Origin of the sequence: Ferruginivarius sediminum (assembly GCF_003344765.1) — a bacterium.
GTDB classification, from domain to species: Bacteria; Pseudomonadota; Alphaproteobacteria; order Kiloniellales; family Rhodovibrionaceae; genus Ferruginivarius; species Ferruginivarius sediminum.
Genome location: NZ_QPMH01000003.1, coordinates 82,516 through 101,074 on the forward strand (window position 1 = coordinate 82,516; position 18,559 = coordinate 101,074).

Annotated in this window: 14 protein-coding genes and 1 tRNA gene; 6 read left to right on the forward strand and 9 right to left on the reverse strand. The window is 62.1% G+C overall.

The genetic code is table 11. From position 1 onward, the window contains the following. The 3 genes from DRB17_RS04195 to DRB17_RS04205 all read right to left on the reverse strand — a co-directional run bounded on the left by DRB17_RS04195 (position 1) and on the right by DRB17_RS04205 (position 2,385). Positions 1–327: a hypothetical protein gene (locus DRB17_RS04195; protein WP_114580934.1), complete on the reverse strand. Its 327-nt coding sequence runs from the start codon at positions 325–327 to the stop codon at positions 1–3. Between the two features lie 123 nt (positions 328–450). Continuing rightward, positions 451–1,704 (reverse strand): hypothetical protein, encoded by a 1,254-nt coding sequence (locus DRB17_RS04200; RefSeq protein ID WP_114580935.1) that lies wholly within the window; start codon positions 1,702–1,704, stop codon positions 451–453. Between the two features lie 348 nt (positions 1,705–2,052). Beyond that, positions 2,053–2,385: a hypothetical protein gene (locus DRB17_RS04205; RefSeq protein ID WP_147274798.1), complete on the reverse strand. Its 333-nt coding sequence runs from the start codon at positions 2,383–2,385 to the stop codon at positions 2,053–2,055. 203 nt (positions 2,386–2,588) lie between these two features. Here DRB17_RS04205 and hisS point away from each other — a divergent pair, with 203 nt between their 5' ends. Beyond that, positions 2,589–3,947 carry a histidine--tRNA ligase gene (gene hisS / locus DRB17_RS04210; RefSeq protein ID WP_114580937.1) on the forward strand — a complete coding sequence of 453 codons (1,359 nt, stop codon included), beginning with the start codon at positions 2,589–2,591 and terminating at the stop codon, positions 3,945–3,947. Positions 3,948–3,962: 15 nt separating this feature from the next. Here hisS and DRB17_RS04215 read toward each other — a convergent pair whose 3' ends face one another. From DRB17_RS04215 to DRB17_RS04230, 4 genes are all read right to left on the reverse strand, one after another. After that, positions 3,963–5,975, reverse strand: a complete 2,013-nt coding sequence (locus DRB17_RS04215) for a hydantoinase/oxoprolinase N-terminal domain-containing protein (RefSeq protein ID WP_114580938.1) — start codon at positions 5,973–5,975, stop codon at positions 3,963–3,965. A gap of 405 nt (positions 5,976–6,380) precedes the next feature. Next, positions 6,381–8,009, reverse strand: coding sequence for a trimethylamine N-oxide permease (locus tag DRB17_RS04220; protein ID WP_114580939.1), 1,629 nt, complete (start codon positions 8,007–8,009; stop codon positions 6,381–6,383). A gap of 261 nt (positions 8,010–8,270) precedes the next feature. Then, the gene (locus tag DRB17_RS04225; protein WP_206607777.1) at positions 8,271–9,308 is read right to left on the reverse strand and encodes an alpha/beta fold hydrolase; all 1,038 of its coding nucleotides are present in this window, start codon (positions 9,306–9,308) and stop codon (positions 8,271–8,273) included. Positions 9,309–9,340: 32 nt separating this feature from the next. Next, the gene (locus DRB17_RS04230; RefSeq protein ID WP_161958693.1) at positions 9,341–10,327 is read right to left on the reverse strand and encodes a glutaminase; all 987 of its coding nucleotides are present in this window, start codon (positions 10,325–10,327) and stop codon (positions 9,341–9,343) included. 370 nt (positions 10,328–10,697) lie between these two features. Between DRB17_RS04230 and DRB17_RS04235 the strand changes: the two genes are divergently transcribed. Continuing rightward, positions 10,698–11,354: a TetR/AcrR family transcriptional regulator gene (locus tag DRB17_RS04235; RefSeq protein WP_114580942.1), complete on the forward strand. Its 657-nt coding sequence runs from the start codon at positions 10,698–10,700 to the stop codon at positions 11,352–11,354. Between the two features lie 69 nt (positions 11,355–11,423). On the opposite strand, the gene glnT is transcribed toward DRB17_RS04235, so the two are convergent. Further along, positions 11,424–12,794 (reverse strand): type III glutamate--ammonia ligase, encoded by a 1,371-nt coding sequence (gene glnT / locus DRB17_RS04240; RefSeq protein WP_114580943.1) that lies wholly within the window; start codon positions 12,792–12,794, stop codon positions 11,424–11,426. Between the two features lie 346 nt (positions 12,795–13,140). On the opposite strand from glnT, the gene DRB17_RS04245 reads away from it, so the two are divergent. From DRB17_RS04245 to DRB17_RS04260, 4 genes are all read left to right on the forward strand, one after another. Beyond that, complete coding sequence (locus DRB17_RS04245) at positions 13,141–13,971, forward strand: hypothetical protein (protein WP_114580944.1); 831 nt, start codon at positions 13,141–13,143, stop codon at positions 13,969–13,971. A 10-nt stretch (positions 13,972–13,981) separates the two neighbouring features. Beyond that, entirely contained in the window at positions 13,982–15,298 is a 1,317-nt protein-coding gene (locus DRB17_RS04250; RefSeq protein ID WP_114580945.1) for a trimethylamine methyltransferase family protein, read from the forward strand. A gap of 204 nt (positions 15,299–15,502) precedes the next feature. After that, positions 15,503–15,574, forward strand: a tRNA-Leu gene (locus DRB17_RS04255). A gap of 416 nt (positions 15,575–15,990) precedes the next feature. Further along, a complete protein-coding gene (locus DRB17_RS04260) occupies positions 15,991–17,139 on the forward strand; it encodes an MFS transporter (RefSeq protein ID WP_114580946.1) in 1,149 nt (382 codons plus the stop codon). A gap of 107 nt (positions 17,140–17,246) precedes the next feature. Here the strand turns inward: DRB17_RS04260 and DRB17_RS04265 are convergent, their stop codons facing one another. Then, the gene (locus tag DRB17_RS04265; RefSeq protein ID WP_114580947.1) at positions 17,247–18,557 is read right to left on the reverse strand and encodes a pyridoxal phosphate-dependent aminotransferase; all 1,311 of its coding nucleotides are present in this window, start codon (positions 18,555–18,557) and stop codon (positions 17,247–17,249) included. Positions 18,558–18,559 lie beyond the last annotated feature (2 nt).

Consider the following 18,559-nt stretch of genomic DNA (forward strand, 5'->3'; position numbering starts at 1 on the left):
CTACTTCAGGAAAATGTTCATCTGGTAGATCGTCTGGAAGTTGGAGTTCAGACCGGTGTTGAAATTCAAGGTGCTGAACCCGCTGACATCCTTGACGTCGATGTTGTCGATCAGGCCGGTGGTCACGTTGGAGGCCCTGTTGTCGCGGATGTCGCTCAACGCCTCGGCCACATTGATCCCGACATCGTTGATGCCGCCGCGAACGCCGGAAAGCTCACCCAATTCCACCTTGTTCTCGAAGATCTCCTCGCCCGCCTCCAGATCACCGTCGCCGGCGTGCGAGAGCGATGGATACACCGACACGGCAGCGGCGGCGAGTACGCACATCCAAGCGATCCTGCGATAACTCGTCGACATGGGACCGATCCCCGATCATGGCGAAAACGGCCGGCGCCGGCGGGCGCGCGACGGGAAAACCCGCCCGGCCCGCCGGCCCCGCTGCGCATCGCCTTAGTTGTTGATGCGCGAGTTGATCGACACCGAGTTGCTCATCGAGCCGATGCCGGTATTCTGGTTAATCTGGTTAATACCGCGAGAATTCTGGACCGACGTCCCGCGAATATTACCGGTGTTGACCGAGCCGTCTTCCGGAACGGTCTCGACGAACTGAACGCTCGACACCGAGGAGCTGAGCTGCGTCTGGTTCAAGGCGACGCTGCCCATGATATCGACGTCGAAGCCGTCGTTGTCCTGCGAGCCGGTGACGACGTTGCTGCCGTCGCCGTTCGCCTGGTTCGCGTCACGACCGGCATTCTGGCCGCCGTCGGCCGCCTGGTTCACGTTGCCGCCGGCAACCACGCCCGAATCCTGGGCGGCGTCGCCACCGGCCACCTGGGCGTCGTCGGTGGCGGAAAACAGGTCGTTGCCCGCCATCTGGCCGCGGCCGCTGGCTGCGTTGCCGCCGGCAACCGTGGCGCCCTCGCTGGCGGTGATCGCCGTGCTGTTGTTGGCCGCCTGATTGGCGCCCTCACCAGCGATGTAGTTCTCATCGTCGGAGTTGTCGTCGGTGTTGAACGAGTTGTCGATGTCGTCGCGGCCGTCGTCGTCGTCGGCCGAGTTGTCATCGATCGTTGTGTTGCCGGAATCGGCCGTATTGCCGATGCCGCCGACATCCTCAATGTCGGTGCCGTCGTCGTCGCTGTTGTCGTCGGTATTGCCGATGCCGCCGGCGTTATCCTTAATATCTACGCCGTCGTCATCGGAGTTATCATCGGTATTGAAAGCGTTGTCCGCATCCAGACCATCGTCGTCCGAGTTGTCGTCGGTGTTAAACGAGTTGTCGGCATCGGTGCCATCGTCGTCGGAGTTGTCGTCCGTCGTCGTGTTGCCGGAATCGGCAATGTCGGTATTGCCGATACCGCCGGCATTGTCCTTGACGTCGATGCCGTCGTCGTCGCTGTTGTCGTCGGTCGTCGAACTGTCGTTGCCGACGTTCGTCTGGTTGCCGACGTTGTCCTGGTCGTTGGCATCGTTGTCCTGATCGTTGCCGGCGGTCGTGCTGTCCTCGATGTTGCCGTCGCCGACGTTCGAGTCCTCGGCGTTGCCGTCACCGACCGTGGAATCGTTCTGACCGGCAGCGCTGCCGTCACCGGAAGCGTCCGCCACGTTTTCCTGCGTGGGCTCGGCATCCTGAGCGAATGCATACGGTGCGCCGGCCATGAGCGCGGCCACCGAAACCGCGGCAAGCAGATTTCGCTTGAGCATCCTCAACTCCTCCCGTGGGATTGTCTCCGCATTGTCCAGGCGCGACGGATGATCCCACCCCGCCGCAATGCCCGTTGCAGCAAGCGGCGTGCCAATCCTTCGAAAGCCAGTGATTGCGCGCCTTCCGCGGGTCAGTCCTGGCCGCGAGAGACAGGGAAAGACGGATTCGAGGGAAGCCGGACGGGATATTTGTTTCGCAAGGTTAACACTTGGGAGTCGACTTCCGCCCCGGGACAGGAGCTTTTTCCAGTCTTGTGAGGATGTTAGTCGCGCATCGGCCGCTATTAAGTATGGTTAACAATTTCTAGATTGGGCGTTAAGCATCGGGCTGACCCAGCGCCAGCGAGGCTAGAACGCACCACCCCGGATCGTGATGTTGGGCGTCAGGAAATCGACCATCGGCGCCAGTCCGATATCGGCGTTCATGTCCGCCGCCGGGCGACTGCCGGTCGGGTTGCCGATTGGCATCCGCCCGGTGTTCTCCATCAACTCGCGCTGTTCGGGAAGCACGCGGCCAAGGCCGCTCAGCGTTCCGCCGGTCCCGGTTGCCGTGGCCTCCAGATCGGCGCCCTGAACCGGGGCCCCCAGCATGCTGTCCAGCTCGGACTCCGCCTGTCCCGGCGTCGTCATGAAGGCAAGTACGGCCGCCACCATCGCCAGTGTCGCCGTTCGTCCAAGCACCGCTCCACCCTCCATCGTCCACAACCTGCCGACAGCGACGCAATTCCCGTGCCAGCCGGCTTCGGGCGTGCGGGAACGGCGCCGGTTTGCAGCGCCGCGTGCAACCTTTATAACGAGCGCACGCAGGCGGCCGCCCGCGCGAGCACAGGTAGCGGCCACCACCACGACGCCCAAGGCATCCAGCGATAGAGACCGCACACCGCATGAGCGCCAAGAAAACCATAAAACCCCGCGCGATCAGCGGCTTTCCGGAATGGCTGCCGGAGATCCGCATCGTCGAACAGCAGTGGATGAACGAGATCCGCCGGATCTTCGAAAGCTATGGGTTCTGCAGCATCGACCCACCGTCGGTGGAGGATATCGACGTCCTGACCTCCAAGGGCGGCGACACCGACAAGGAGATCTACGCGCTGCGCCGCTTGCAGGCCGAGGACGGCGGCGACGAGGCACGCGTGGCCCTGCACTACGACCTGACCGTGCCGCTGGCGCGCTATGTGGCACAGCACTTCAACGACCTGGCCTTCCCGTTCAAGCGCTATCAGATCCAGCGCGCCTGGCGCGGCGAGCGCCCGCAGGAGGGGCGATTCCGCGAGTTCTACCAGTGCGACATCGACGTGGTGGACGTCGACAACGTCGCCCTCGACTTCGACGCGGAGCTGCCGGCCGTCATCCTGGAGGTGCTGGCGAGCCTGGGGCTCGACCGGGTGTCGATGCACATCAACAACCGCAAGATCCTGCAGGGCTTCTACGAAGGTCTGGGAATCGAGAACGTGGTCGAGACCATCCGCGTCGTCGACAAGATGGACAAGATCGGCCCCGAGGGCGTGGCGAAGATGCTGGTGGACGACGCCGGCATCGACGCCGCCACGGCGCAGCGCTGCGTCGAGCTTGCCTCGATTCGCAGCACCGACACCTCCTTCGCCGAGCGCGTGCGCGCCCTGGACGTCAAGTCCGAGCTACTGGACGAGGGTCTGGACGAGTTGACCTTCGTGCTGGAACACCTTGCCAGCGTGACGCAGGAGCAGGCGGTCGCCGACCTCGCCATCGCGCGCGGCTTCGACTACTACACCGGCACCGTCTACGAGGGGAAGCTGATCGACTATCCGGATTATCCCTCGATCCTGTCGGGCGGGCGTTACGACGATCTGGTCGGCAGCTTCCTGCGCCGTCGGCTGCCGGGTGTGGGCCTGTCCATCGGCCTGACGCGGATCTTCGCCAAGCTGGTGAAGGAAGGCCAGATCCAGCCGGGTCCGAAGTGCCCCACCGACGTGCTGGTGGTGCAGCTTCCGGGCGTGGACCGGGCGGTCGCCCGCGACACCGGCCGGCACTTGCGCCGGCGCGGCTTCAACGTCGAGGTCTATCACGAGGCCAAGAAGGTCGGCGCGCAGATGAAGTACGCCGACCGCAAGGGCATTCCCTACGTCTGCTTCCCGCCCGGCGAGCCCGGCGCGCTGCCCGAGTTCAAGGACATGCAAAGCGGCGAGCAGACCAGCGTCAGCCTCGATGCGTGGTCACCTTCGGGCAGCGGCGGGACGTTCAAGGCCCGCACCGTTTCGGCCTGAGCGGCCTAAAACAGCCTAGGCCGCCGCGGCGGTGCGCGGGCGGCCGACGGCGACGCCCGTCACGTGGCACTCGACGAAGATGTCGCTGCCGTCGGAGGCCGTGGCGGTGAGGTCCGAACGCTCGACCGTGATGTCGACGGCCCCGGCCCCGGCGGCCAGCGCCAGCCGCTCCGCCTCCGCGTGCGCGGCGCGGTGGGCGGCGGCGACCGCGTGCTCAAGCTCCTCGAAGTCGGCCACGCCGTCGAACAGATGGGCGCGGTATTTCTCGCCGGTGGGCTGCGTGATCAGGACCGGGGCGCGCTGCATGATGCCGCCGGCGACCGCGCCCACCGCGTTGCAGACGCCGGCATGCGGCGGCACGTCCAACTCGGTGTTCACCCGCCGCGCAACGCCGGGAAAATAGGCCGCGGCCGCCGCGCCGACAGCCACCAGCGGGCGGCTCAGGCGCAGCGTCACATCGACAAGCTGCCCGGCCGCGCTGCCACCTCGCGCGGCCCTGTCCAGCAACTCGCCGCCCATCTCCTGCGCGTTCCGCTCCGCCGCCAGCGCGGCGGTGGACAGCGCCCGCGCGCCTTGGCGCACGAACTGCTCCACGACCAGTTCCGCGACGGCCGTCTCGTCGCCATCGAACCGCCGGTCGCCGAAGGCCGCAAGCTTCCGCCGCCACAGGCTGGCGCCCAGGGCCGCGCCCTCGTGGCTCCACTGCGACTGCCGGCCCAGGATGTGGGCGGCGTCGCTGGGCGTGAAGCCGGCGCGGACGACGACGCCGCGATCCAGCAGGCGCTCCAGGCTGCGGCGCTCAAGGTAGCGGTCCTCGATCCCCTCCAGGTTCAGCGGCCCGTCCGCAAGGCTGTCCAGCAGCGCCCGCTCCCCGCGCGACAGCGCGGCGCCGCCCGAACCGGGCCGGCGCGCCTGCAGCGCGAAGCAGCCGGCGTTGCCGGAGGGGACGCCCGACTGCACCTGCCCGCGCAGGATGTCGAGGACATGCGGATACTGGTGGGCCAGCAGGCTGAGCGGCACGGCACGGCGCGGGCCCAGGCGCAGGCCGGTATCGTGCGGGCCAGGCTCCGCCTCGATCGTCACCGCGCTGTCGCCGCCCAGGCCGACCGCGTGGACGTCCACCGCCTCGACCATGGTGCGCCAGCCGCCGACCGTGGCGCCCCGTGCGGCAAGCCGGGGCCGGCCATCGGAGATGTAGGCGATGTCGGTGGTCGTGCCGCCGATATCGGCGACGAAGGCTTCGCTCCGCCCGGTCAGGTGGAAGGCGCCGACGACGCTGGCGGCCGGGCCGGATAGTACCGTTTCCACCGGGCGCAGCATGGCGGCCTCCGCCGACACCATCGAACCATCGCCCTTCACGACCATCAGCGGCGCGGAAATATGCCGGGCTTCGAGTTGCGAGCGCACGGCCAGGATCAGTTCGTGCAGCATCGGGATCAGCCGCGCGTTCAACAGCGTCGTCAGCGCCCGGCGCGGCGCGTCCAGCGCGCTCGACAGCTCGTGCGAGCAGGTGACCGGCAGGCCCGTCAGCTCCCGCGCAAGGTCGCGCACCGCGATCTCGTGCGACGGGTTCCGGGTGGCGAAGTAGCCGGCGACGGCAATGGCGGCCACACGCGGCGCATGCTCCAGAATGGCCCGCCGCGCCGCGTCGAGGTCCAGCCCGGCCTGCTCTTCGCCCGTCGCGTCGTGGCCGCCGGCGATATAGGCCACGGGGTCGTCCGAAATGGCCTGGCCCAGGCCGGATTTCTCCAGCGTTTCCGGCCCCTGGCCGATCAGGATCAGGCACACGGCGCCGCCGTGGCTTTCCACCACCGCGTTGGTGGCCAGGGTCGTGGAGAGCGAGACGAAGCCGATGGCCGGCGCTTCGCCCTCGGGCAGCACGTCGTCGAGCGCGCCCTCGATGCCGCGCGCCAGATCGTGCTTCGTCGTCAGCGCCTTGCCGGCGCGCAGGACGTGCCTGTCGGCGTCGTCGTACAGCACCGCGTCGGTGTAAGTGCCGCCGGTGTCTATACCAAGCAGAGTCGCCACCCGCTGCCCTCCGAAGATGTTGCGCGCGTCACCTCAAGCCGCCCGACGCGCGGACAGGCCCCACGAATGGTTTGTAGTTGACGCCCGCAAGGCCGCAAGTGCGCGATGCCGACGTTCACTAACCCATTCGCGCCATGACCGTGGGGCCGGAAGAAGTCGCGTTCCGCCCGGCACCCGCTCGTATTTTATGCCCGTGGAGGCTGCCCGGATCGAGATGCTCTCAGTGAGACGTGGCGGGCGCCTGTCGGGTCTTCGGTGTCCAGCGAGGAAAGGGGGAGTCTGGCGGCACGATCGGCCGCATTATCGGGAATCGCGTGACCGGGCGGGCAATCGACAATGCATGTCGGATCGTCCCGCCCGGCCATCGTTGGATCAATGCGATGGTTCCTCGAAAAAGTCAGGAACTCAGTACACCGCGATCGTGTGGAAGAATATCACCACCGCGACGGCCGCGCCGAGCGTCAGGTAAGGCAACATGCCACACCGCTTTTCGATTGTCGTGCCGTCTTCTCCATGGGCGAGCATCATGTCCTTGTACATCTGCTCCGGGAATACGCCGCCATCGGTAATGTAATGGCGGAACGCGAAGACGGGGATGATCGCCGCGGCGACGAGCAAGCCCACGGTCAACGTGCCGGCACCCCAGATGTTCGCGCCCATGCCAAGGAAGGCAAGGTTGACGAAGCCCAGGATGGCCCCCATGCCAAGCAGCCAGTTCGGGCACCGGAAGGGGCGTTTGGCCTTCGGGCTGTCGATGCGGTGCATCCAGCCGGACTGAAGGTTGAGGAAGATGAAGACGATGTAGTTCACATTTGCCAGGGCCAGAAGGAACACATAGTCCGACATCATCAACAGCAGCATGTTGAAGCCGAGGTCGGTCCACATCGCCGCCACCGGCGCGCCGTTGTGGTTGACCTTCGACAAGTATTTCGGCAGCCAGCCGTCGATCGACCCCTGGTAGAGGGTGCGGGAAGACCCGGCCATCGCGGTCATGACCACCAGCAGGAGAGCCAGAATCAGCATCACGACGATGACGTTGCCAAGCACGGGGCCCGCCCCGACCATGCTGGCCATTACCTTGCCGACGCCGTCGCCGTTGTAGATGCCCGGTGCAAGCATGCCCTCCAGGCCAAGGAAGCCCTGGAAAGCGATGGGCACCAGCGAGAACACGACGAGACAAAGCAGTCCCGCGTAGCCGATGGCCCGCACCGTGTCCCGCCCGGGGTTCCGGAACTCGCGCGTGTAACAAACGGCGGTTTCGAAGGCGTAGGTGGACCAAGCCGCGATGAAGAGGCCGCCGACGAAGACCGTCCAGCCTGCCATATCCCAGGAGCCGGCAACCGGATTGCCCTCATTGTTATAGGAAAGCGGGACGAACGGCGTGAAATGGTCGCGGGGCAGATCGCCTGTGACGATGGGAATGATGCCAATCAGCAGCAGCGGTACCAACGCCGAGATGGCAACGAACATCTGGGCCTTGGCGGCGCGAAGCACGCCCCGGTGCTGGATGGCGAACACGGCCAGCACCAGAATCCAGCCAAGAACGAACGTCGAGTTGATCCGCAGGGACAGGTTGTCCTTGACGAACCCGAGGTCCAGAACGGTTATTTCCCACGTATTGATAAGCGAATCGGCGGGAAACAGCAGATTCAGGATGTAGCCGGCGGACAACCCGGTCCCGATCGCCAGCACCGGCGACCAGGAGAACCAATTAGACCAGACGGAGATCGGACCAAGCAGCTTGCCGTAACGCACCCAGGCAATTGCGCCGTATACTGACGCGCCACCGGATTTATGAGGAAAGATGCCCGCAATTTCGGCATATGTAAAACACTGGATAAACCCGAAACATGTAGAGATTATCCACACTAAAGGGGAAATATTTCCAACGGTTGCTGCAATTGCACCGACAGAGAAAAGTACAAGCGCCGGCGTGCCGGCGGCAAACCAAAATGCGTGAGTCCAGTCGATATCTCTTCTCAGAGTTCCCACTTTTCCAGGAGAGACGCCGCCCTCGACAGCTTGTGCCTCCATATCATTTGCCTCCTCAGTTGAACGTTTTTTGCCTCCGGCTTTTTAATTGAAAGAGTGCCGGATGAGCCCAGTGGTATGCGGTCCGGTTTTGGATATCGCGGACTGTGACAAGGCATACCATCGTATAATGCATAATTAATTAATCTGTCAATTAGTTTCAGCAGCGATTAAGGCCAAATTGGCGTGAATCACATCCCTTTTCGCAGTTGGGTGTCGGATTACCGCGGGCTGCCCCGCCGTCGTGCAGGCGCGACGCTTGTTCTAGCGGTTCAAGAGGTCCGCGATCGCCTTATCGAGGAACCCCATGAAGTCCGGCGCGGCCGCGCTCGGCGTGGCCGCGCAGTGTCCCCACGTGGATTCGAACGGGCGGAATTCGGCGCCCGGTATCAGGGCCGCCTCGTACCGGCTGTCTTCGTTCGTGAAATAGAGGTCGCTCGATGACGGCATCACGAGCGATTTCGCCTGAATGGACTGCATTGCCAAGCGGAAATCACCCTGGAATCGGGCATTCGCGCTGACGTCCGCATGCTGCCAAGTCCAAAGCTTGCACAACAGATCGTTCGCATCCCATTCCAGATGGTCCCGCTCCCAGGCGGCGAGCAGATCTTCAATGGAGTCGTGTCCAAGCTGTCTATACGTCTCGTCGCGAAAGAATGCCTGCGAATAGGCCCAGCCGGCGTAGACGCGGCCGAACGCCTTCAAACCGTTGACAGGTGGTTCCAGATACGCGCCGCGGTTCCAGGTTCGATCGGCCGTCAATGCCGCCTTGACGCCTTCGAGAAAGACGAAGTTATGCGCCGAGCACTTCGCTGTCGCGCAGAAGGGAAGGACGCGCTCGACCATGTCCGGATGTTGCACCGCCCATTCATAGGCCTGGCAGCCGCCCATCGACCAACCGATGACCAGTGCGATTTTCTCGACGCCGAAGACCTTTTCCAGGAGATCGCGCTGGAGGCGTACGTTGTCGTGAACCGTGACGTTCGGAAACGATGCGCCAGCCTGCGCGCCCAAGGCGTTGCTTGGGGACGAAGAGTCGCCATTGCCGATCAGGCACGGGACAACGATGCAGAAATCCCGAGGGTCCAACGTCCGCCCTTCTCCGAAATAGGGCTCGTTGCTCGTGATGCGCCCGGTGTAATAGGTCGGGAACAGAATGAGGTTGTCCCGGTTGCGGTTCAGTTTCCCGTAGGTCTTGTAGGCCAGCCTGGCCTCGTGAAGGCGGTCACCGGATTGAAGTTCAAAATCGGTTACTGCATGTGTCGTCATTGCGTTGCCGTTTCCCTTGAATGCGCTGCTCAAGCGTTGGCCGGACAATCGGGACGTTCGATTTCTCAGTAGACGGACGCGCGGATTTGTTTGACGAGGTGCTGGAGGATGCGCTGTCCGACGACGGAGTTTCCGTGCGGGTCGAGTTCGGGGGACCAGGCGCAGATGGTCATGCGCTGGGGGACGATGGCGAGGATGCCGCCGCCGACGCCGCTTTTGGCGGGGATGCCGACCTTGAAGGCGAATTCGCCGGCGCCGTTGTACATGCCGCAGGTGGCGAGCACGGCGTTGATCTCGCGGGTCTGGTCGGCGCTGACGATGCGCTGGCCGGTGATCGGGGAGACGCCGTCGCAGGCCAGGAACAGCGCGCTTTGGGCGAGTTCCAGGCAGCTCATGGCGATGGCGCAGTGGGCATAGTACACCGACAGCACGTCCTCGACGCGGTTGTCGAGGTTGCCGTAGTCCTTGAGCAGGTAGCCCAGGGCGGCGTTGCGGTGGCCGACCTCGGCTTCGCCGCGGGCGATGCGCGGGTCGGAGAAGATGTCGTCGGTGTCGATCAGCCGCCGGAGCAGGTCCTGCAGGATCCGCCGCGGGGCGGAGCTGTGCGAGACGATCAGGTCGGTGATCGCCAGCGCGCCGGCATTGATGAAGGGATTGCTCGGGATGCCCAGGTTCGCCTCGACCTCGCTGACGGAGTTGAACTTCCGCATGCAGGGGTCGCGCCCGACCCGCGCCCAGACCGCCTCGCCGGCCAGCCGCAGCGCCAGCGCCAGGGTGAAGAGCTTGGAGATGCTTTGAATGGAAAACTGCTGCCCGGCCTCGCCGGCCTGGTAGAGCGTCCCATCCTGGCAGGCGATCGCCACACCGTACTGTCGGGGCGGAACCTCCCGCAGGCCGGGAATGTAGTCCGCAACTGCGCCCTCGCCGTAGCCCGCGTACGCGATGTCGGGGATATCGGACAAGAGCGCTTCGATGCGCTCTCCCGCACCGACCTCGTCCGGGGCACGCGAACCGCGGTTGAAAGCGCCATGATCGTTGCCTATCTGCCGCAATTGCGCCTCCGTCTTGAAACTGGCCTGGATACGGGACTTGAAGAAATTAATTAATCAATTAGTTACCTTGTATAACGGTAGTCTGTTTTGCGCATTCAGGAAAGCGAATTCTGAATGTCCAACAACGGGGCTGGCAACGAGCAGCCTCCACACCAGGAGGTTTGGATGGCCAACATGCGCTATGTAGGCGTTGGATAGAGGCTCATCTCTCCGAGAAAGCCTCGAAAGTTGCGTCAGCTCAATTGCGCCTTCCTAGTGTGGTACGCTGGTTAGCGAGCAAGAGGGCATGTATAGCGGCCCCGGTGTTTGACAACGAGATGCGGCCCGTGACGGGAAAATGCTCACGGCCTGCATCCAGAAGTGAGGGAATATGCGTAAGGCAGGTCGGCCATCAGCGGAAGAAGCAACTGTTGACCGTTCTGAGATGTTGAAAAAGAGTGCACTGGATCTGCTTTCCAGTCGCAGCTTTGGCGCGGTAACAATCAAGGATATCGGTCGCGAGGCGGGCGTAACGACCGCTATGATTTATTATTATTTTGAAGATAAGGATGATCTTCTGCGGGCAGCAATCGAATATGCCATAGACACCGCTTTCGAGCGTTTCGCTTCGCTGAGCGAGAATATCGAGCACCCGGCGGCTCTCATTCGAGAGTGGCTCCGCACGCATGTCGACATGGTCGATTCCTTCAGCAAGATGATGAAGATAAACCTGGACTACAATGCCGAAGGAAAACGCTCGCAGCGTGTCGATGATGCGATCCGCCGATTCTACGATACAGAAGCGAAAGTGCTGACGAATTGCGTTAAACGCGGCGTCGATCTGGGAATATTCAACCCTGTCGACCCGGAGCAGATCCGGGTTGTCGTCTCGACCTTCCTCGATGGTGCCATGGTTCGCTCACGGATTCTCAGCGATTACGACCTCGAGGGCTCGGTGCGGATATTCGAAACCCTGCTGTGGGAGAAGCTCGGCTACGACGGCAGCGCCGAAAGGCGAGCGGATACGGAAAAGAGCTCGCAGAGGTGATTTCTTGTCATGGAATCGGTAAACTCGCGGGCCGGCCTCCAGTTGACCGGCCCGCGGAAACAGCGCCGGTCAGAAGAAGTGCAAATACCGCTGCTTTTCCCAGTCCGACACGTGGTTGAGGTAACTCAGCCATTCGTCGCGCTTATAAGATAGCCAAGCGTCGAACATCTTCTCGCCGAACACCTTTTTCCCAAGGGGGTCCGCTTCAAACGCGTCGAGGGCCTCACCCAGCGTCCGCGGCAACATGGTCACGCCGAGACGTTCGAGTTCCTCGTTTGACTTCTCGTACATGTTTTCAACGTGCGGCGCCCCGGGATCGAGATCTTCCTTAATACCCTCCAGGCCGGCGGCAAACGTGAGCGCCGCGCCGAGGTAGGGATTGCACATCGGATCGGCCGCCCGCAGCTCTACGCGCCCGCCGCTGCTTGGAACGCGAACCGTATTGGTACGGTTGTTGTCGCCGTAGCACTGGAAGACGGGCGCCCATGTAAAACCGGAGTTGCTTCCCTTGAGGATCAGGCGCTTATAGCTGTTCACCGTCGGCGCGACGACCGCCGATATGGCCGGCAAATGCCGCAGGATACCGGCAATGAACTTGTAGCCGACCTCCGCGAGTCCACAATTCCGCGGATCCCCCTCCGGGCCCGGGACACACAGATTGGCGCCGCTGTCGAGGTCGTACAGCGACATATTGAAGTGTGCGCCGCTGCCGGCAAAGTCCCCGAAGGGTTTCGGCATGAAGGTCGCGAAGGCGCCATGCTTTCTTGCGATCTCGTCCGCAAGGCGCCGGAAGAAGACGAACCTGTCGGCCATCGTCAAGCCGTCCGCGAACGCGAAGTCGATCTCGAACTGACCGATCCCATCCTCGTGATCGAAGGAATAGACGTCCCAATTGAGCGAGTTCATCGCGTCGACGAGATCGCCCAGCCAAGGGAGGTTCTCCAGCACCCTGGGAATGTCGTAGGCGGGCTTGGTCAGGTTTTCGCGTTTGCTGACGGGAACATATCCGCCGTCCTCGCCCTCGCGGAAAACGAAGAACTCGGCCTCGATACCCAGATTCAGGCCATACCCCATCTCCGCGGCATCGGCGAGGACGCGCTTGAAGATGTTGCGGCTGCACGGTTCGAAGGGCTTCCCCTCGCACCAGAGGTCGCTTGCGAACCAGGCCACCTCCGGCTGCCAGGGTTGGATCATGCAGGAGTTCGGGTCGGGATGCGCGGCGACTTCCTCATCGCTGATGACCTGCGGAACGCCGTCGAGCGCCGCGCCCGTGCACAACTCCGAGCCCGACATCATCCGCTCGAAGTGTTCGATCGGCACAACCTTGCACTTCGACGCGCCATGCATGTCGACATAGCTTGGCAGAAGATACTTCACGCCCTGACGGTCCAGCTTGTCCTTCAAGCCTTCCGAGTCGGCCGTCGATACCCGCATATCCATGTATTTTGCCTCCCACGAACTGTTTGCCAACCCGCGTTGGCCCGCACACCGACACAACGCGACTGCATCGGCTTATAATTAATTGATTAATTAATTACACAGCAGGCGTTGGTTGTCAACACCGTGGTCTTGTCAGGCGATCCCAATGTGGTTCTCCGCGCCTCACCGCTAAGGATCGGCCCCCAGCAGCGGCCGTGCGGCAGCGATGCCCAGCTTGTCCGCCAGCTGCGGCAGGTGCGGCGAGAGATACGATCAATACGATTGTTTTTCTGAATGCTCTTCCGTAATCGGTGCACGCATCTTACTGTGCGTTGCACCCATCGACGCGCGCACGGACAGGTGAGCCATGAGCGAACAGAGCACCGGCCCCGCGGCAGACGAAGCGCAGGACAAGGAAAGCATCGGCGGCTGGATATCCGACGCCGGTCGCGGCTTCGACAATGCCCGGGACTTCAGCGAGATCACGGATTTCACGGCGCTGGACCTGAACCCGGCACACAAGGCCTACTTCCGCAAGTACCTTGACGAGTACTTCCAGGGTCCGTTCATCTTTGGCTGGGGGACCGAGGACATCCTCGAAAACATCCACCGCGCGGGCGAGGTCGGGCGCTGGCTCGACCTTGGCGCGGGGACGTCGTCGCTGTTGTGGTCGATCCCGATGCGGGGAATCGCCTCCGTCGCCTGCTGCGATCTGGTGCCGGAGGCGCTGGCCGTCCTCGACGATTTCGTCAAAGGGGACGAGATTCCCCGTTGTTACGCTGACGTTATGGAGATGTACGGCGTCTCGGAGCGGGACCTGCGCGCCAAGCGCGATCTCTTCGGCCGTTATCTGGTGTTCGATACTTTCCGACCTTGGCCCGTCGCGCTGGGCGGGGAGACCTTCGATTTCATGACGGCGGTCGGCAACTTCGGCCTGTCGCCCACGGCCGACGGCTACAAGGCCTGCTTCACGAAGCTGTCGGCGCACCTTGCCCGCGGCGGGACGGTGGTCGGCGCCGACTGGACGCGCAGCCGTGCGTTCATCGAGGAAGAGGGCCACGACAACAGCTATGTCTGCCCCGAACTGACGCGCGAGGCCGCGGCGCAGGCCGGCTTCGCCGTCAACTTCTGCGAGGCCCGCGCGATCAAGGACGACCCGCTTTATGATTCCATCGTCGTCTGGTCGGTGACGCGCTAAGGAACCGCGCATGGAAGAGATTCTACGCCAGCAGCCGACCTTCGACCCCCTTTCGCACGAACAGGCCGCCACAATCGAGGCGCAGGCCGAACGCATCCTCGACGAGGTCGGCTTCGAGATCCGCGAACAGCCGGACCTGCGGGAACTGTTCCGCGCCGCCGGCGCCACCATCCGCGACGAACGCGTCCATATCCCGCCCGGCCTTGCCCGGGACATCGTCCGGGAAAGCGCGCCGCGCCGCTTCGCGCAGCGGGCGCGCAACCCGCAAAGGTCGGTGAGCTACGGCGCCGGCGCCACCAACTTCGCCCCGGCGTACGGCCCGCCGTTCGTGCACGACCTGCACGGCCGGCGGCGCTATGCGCGGCTGGAGGACTTCCGCAACTTCGCGAAGCTGTCCCAGACCAGCGACGGGCTGGATTTCACCGGCGGCATCTACTGCGAGCCCTCGGACACCGCCTCGCTGACGCGCCATCTGGACATGATGATGGCGCTGCTGACGCTGACGGATAAGCCGCTGAAGGGCTTCATCCGCACACCGACCCAGGTGGCCGACAGCCTGGAGATGACGCGCATCGCCTTCGGCGAAGAGGTCTTCAACAGCGAGTGCTGCCTGCTCAACCTTTTCAATATCGAGTCGCCGCTGATCCTGGCCGGGCCGATCGCCGAGGGCCTGCGCCTGACCGCCGAGGCGAATCAGGCCGTGCTGATCTCCTCCTACTCGATGATGGGGATGACCAGCCCGGTCACCATGGGCGGCGCGCTTGCCCTGATGCTGGCCGAGATCACCGCCGGCGCGGCGCTGACGCAGCTTGTCCGGCGGGGCGCGCCGGTAATCTGCGGCATCTATGCCGTGCCGTTCTCGATGACCGCGATGCGGCCCGTTTTCGGCGCCATCGAAAGCCATTTCGCCATGATGGCGGGCGCCCAGCTTGCCCGGCGCCTCGGCCTGCCCTTTCGCGCCGACGGGGCCGTCACCTCGGCCAAGCTGCCCGACGCGCAGGCAGCGCAGGACGCCGCGCTGGGATTCCAGGCCGCAATCTATTCCGGCAGCGACTTCGTCTTGCATTCCGCCGGCTGGCTGGAAGCGGGGCTGGCGATCTCCTACGAGAAGTTCCTGGCCGACTGCCGCATCCTCTCCCGCGTGCGCCGCGAGTTGGCGTCTCTGCGCACAAACTTCTCGCCCGCACCACCAGAGGACGACACAGACGACCTGCCCGACTGCCGGGCCGTGCTGGATGCTTACGAGCGTCCGCCGATGGACAGCGACGTCGAGGAAAAGCTTTCAAGCTTTGTCGCCGACCGCAAGCGCCTGTACATCGCGGCCTGAGCGGGGAGTGCGCCAAGACTGGCGTTTTTGAAGAAATGAGATGTTGATGGTCAGCAGGTGTTCAGAGCCTATACAGGCCCCTCCAAACCCCCTTCGAAAGCGCCCTGTCACACTCCGGGCACACTGAAACTGTGACAAACGGTTTGTAGTGTGACAGCCATCCAGGCATCCTCACTCGCAACAGCCGGATACATATGGGTTTTTGGGCAGGAGGTTGGTGCAAGCGCCTCGTTCACACCGAGGAGGTCCCTGGTTCAATCCCAGGCGCGCCCACCACAACAAAATCGACAATCCAGTTCCCACCCGCAGACATCCCGCAAGCCCGGCCGCTCCGTGGCACCGGCATGAAGAACTTGCGGTACGGCAGCCACCCGCACGCGCAACGACAAGTGGCAGGCGCGAAGCCGACGCACGGCCAGCAGGGCGCCGGCTGAACCTCTCATAAGAAGACCGATGCGCAGCGGTGGACCCGGCAGATGGAGGCTGAGGCGCACTGGCCGAACACACACCCGGCCGATCCGATCGCGCCCGCCGACCGGGCCGAATGTGCCCGGTACGCGATTGGCCCAGAACGTGAAAACGGCATCGCCGTCCGCGCGCGGCAGATTCCGAGACACGGTTTCACAGTCTCTGCTATATAGGCGAAACTGCCGTGCCTTACTCGACCCATGCACGAATCATGATGGTATGCCATGCCGGTCATTTCATATTTCATCCTGTCGAACCTCATATCTTCGATCTCGATAGGCGTTGTTCTGGTCATCGTTCCGTGGACGCTGGTCTCATTCGTTGGCAGCCAGGCTTTAATCTATATCAATATTATTTCACTGGGATTTTTGCTGATATTCCGGAAGCAAATTTATATGTTATTGAATACGGTTCCGGCCAGGAATGTGATGGCCGCGAATATGGTTATCACTTCGACAGCGCTTTCGCTCCTTCTCTTCTTTCCAGGAAACAAATTATTATTTATACCGATGATGTTCATAAGCCAATTTTACATTTATTTCTATTATGTGTCGCGAGGAATTTTAACAAAAGAACTCGTTACGGATGCCAATTATGGCAAATACAACGGAATCCTGGAGATCGAGAACCAGGCGTCAGCCTTTATTGCGGGCGGCCTGGCCGCCTACCTGGTCGGCCAGGACCAGGAAAGGCTCAACGAAATTATTGCGCTTTCGATGAGTGGCCTTATGACGTCCGCGCTCGTGCTGGTCACCAAGGTCAAATCGGCACAAACGGAGGATTTACCCGTCAACGACGCGGCTATGACGCATTCCTTTCAGATCAAACTTTCATTCATCGCCATCGGCGCAAGCGCCACCTTCATATGCGTGAAGCTTCTCGACGTCATAAATCCGATCTATGTTGTCGATGTTCTTCAAAGGTCGCCGGAAGTTCTCGCTATCTCCGGCATTTTCTATACAATCGGCGCCATATGCGCTGGTCTTCTTGGAGCCACCCAAGTCGTCAAAGCCCGCGAATTTGACGTGATAATTTTGTCGCTGGCGGGGTTTTTGTCTTTTTGTCTTATTTTTACGCTTTACCCGCGCATCGAGCTGTTTTACGCAAGCTGGTGCGCGTGGGGGCTCTTTAACGGGCTAAGTCGAATCGCGTGGCAGACGATCGCCATGAACGTTCTTGACAAAGCGGCTCTGTCCAAATTCTTCGCCGGCGTGACGATGATGATCGACATCATTCGCATTAACCTTCTTTTGATATACTCACTGGCAATCAAATATTTCAGTCCCGAGCTATCCTTCCTATATCTGTCGGCCATCTGCATAATTGGAACGTCTCTGTGTTTGGCGGGACAAAAAAAGACGGTGCGCTCCTGACGCTTCACATTTCGTAAGGGTTGGTGGTCCGGGCCGTTTTCCCGTCCGGTCGAACGGCGCAACTTTTCAGGCGTGCTGCCGCGATGGTAACACAGGCCTGCGCCCGATCAGGCAACTCCGTAGTACTGGCATATCCGATCCAACCCCGCCTCGAACTCCACCGGGTCGAGAGACAGACCCAACCGCACAGCATATGTCTCTTTATCGCGCCGCGTCGCGCGGAAACAACGCTCGGTCAGAACCGCCACACCATAGTCATTACAGAGACGGTCCTGATCCGCCTCCTCCCGTTCGGCCCTCATGCCGTCCATCTCCAGCAACAAGTTAAAGCCGCCATCCAGCACCAGGGGCTTCACCGCGCGCGACCCGACGACTTGTTCGACGCGGTCGCGATTCGAATGAATCCGCCGCTTTAAATGTTCCTGGTCGTCAATGTATGCGTCTATGTCGCCCGGAATATCGGAATCCGCGAACGGGTCGCCGTAGGATGACGGGTATTCGAGAAATAGCGCTTCCTTGTAGATCCGCACCAAACGTTCAAAGTATTCGCTCCATTTCGGTTCGATCGCATAACACAGCGTGGCGACCCGCGCAAAAGCGATCGTCGGCGTCGAGAACACGATGGGATTGAGCATTCTGTACCGGATTTCCCGCTCAATCCGGCCATGATAATCCGGCGAACACAAAAGAAATCCGGCGCGCAGGCCGGCCAGGCTGTCGGATTTCGATAATGAATCAAAAACGAATACATCGCCATCAACCACGCCCTGATAGAATGCGGCAAGCAAAGCTGAATCATAATCCCACATCATCAAACATACTCTGTCACAGAACACCACCGCCCCGATATCCCGCGCGGCTTTGACAATCCGGGAATACGCCTCCGGCGTCATCAAACAGCCTGCCGGGTTATGGGGTAAGATGAGCACGACTACGCTCGGCCTGACGTCCGCTAGGTCGGCCAGGATCTCATCGACCGTCGGAATCAACCTCTCATCATTGACGCACTCCTTGTACGTCAGGCCCATTCCGGTGAAGAGTTCGTAATAGTATGGGAAACAAAGGCCGACCGCCAAACAGCGATCACCTTCACGAATTCGACCCTCCCGGAAAAGCACGGACGCGACCACATGCGACGCATCCGCCGTCCCGGCCGCGAAAATGGCCGAAACCGGTTCCTCGCTCCCCGCGAACTGCTGCTCGACGGAAGCCACGATATCCGTCAAAATTTTTCCTCCCGACGAGCGCCCGTAGTTCCGATAGGTTAGCGCCGTATCCAGTTCATGCTTCAACCTGCTGACCAACGTCGGGCTTGCTTCCGCCCAATTGACGCCCGCCGACATATGAATCGGCTTTTGGGATCGCGCTTGCCCGAATAAGCTAAAGGACTGATACATATTATCGAATGGGTTCGACATTC

Excerpts from the sequence above, each read along its gene's own strand:
- DRB17_RS04195 (WP_114580934.1), bottom strand. The coding sequence starts at position 327 with ATGTGCGTACTCGCCGCCGCTGCCGTGTCGGTGTATCCATCGCTCTCG.
- DRB17_RS04200 (WP_114580935.1), bottom strand. The coding sequence starts at position 1,704 with ATGCTCAAGCGAAATCTGCTTGCCGCGGTTTCGGTGGCCGCGCTCATG.
- hisS (WP_114580937.1), top strand. The coding sequence starts at position 2,589 with ATGAGCGCCAAGAAAACCATAAAACCCCGCGCGATCAGCGGCTTTCCG.
- DRB17_RS04220 (WP_114580939.1), bottom strand. The coding sequence starts at position 8,009 with ATGGAGGCACAAGCTGTCGAGGGCGGCGTCTCTCCTGGAAAAGTGGGA.
- DRB17_RS04235 (WP_114580942.1), top strand. The coding sequence starts at position 10,698 with ATGCGTAAGGCAGGTCGGCCATCAGCGGAAGAAGCAACTGTTGACCGT.
- glnT (WP_114580943.1), bottom strand. The coding sequence starts at position 12,794 with ATGGATATGCGGGTATCGACGGCCGACTCGGAAGGCTTGAAGGACAAG.
- DRB17_RS04245 (WP_114580944.1), top strand. The coding sequence starts at position 13,141 with ATGAGCGAACAGAGCACCGGCCCCGCGGCAGACGAAGCGCAGGACAAG.
- DRB17_RS04250 (WP_114580945.1), top strand. The coding sequence starts at position 13,982 with ATGGAAGAGATTCTACGCCAGCAGCCGACCTTCGACCCCCTTTCGCAC.
- DRB17_RS04260 (WP_114580946.1), top strand. The coding sequence starts at position 15,991 with ATGCCGGTCATTTCATATTTCATCCTGTCGAACCTCATATCTTCGATC.
- DRB17_RS04265 (WP_114580947.1), bottom strand. The coding sequence starts at position 18,557 with ATGTCGAACCCATTCGATAATATGTATCAGTCCTTTAGCTTATTCGGG.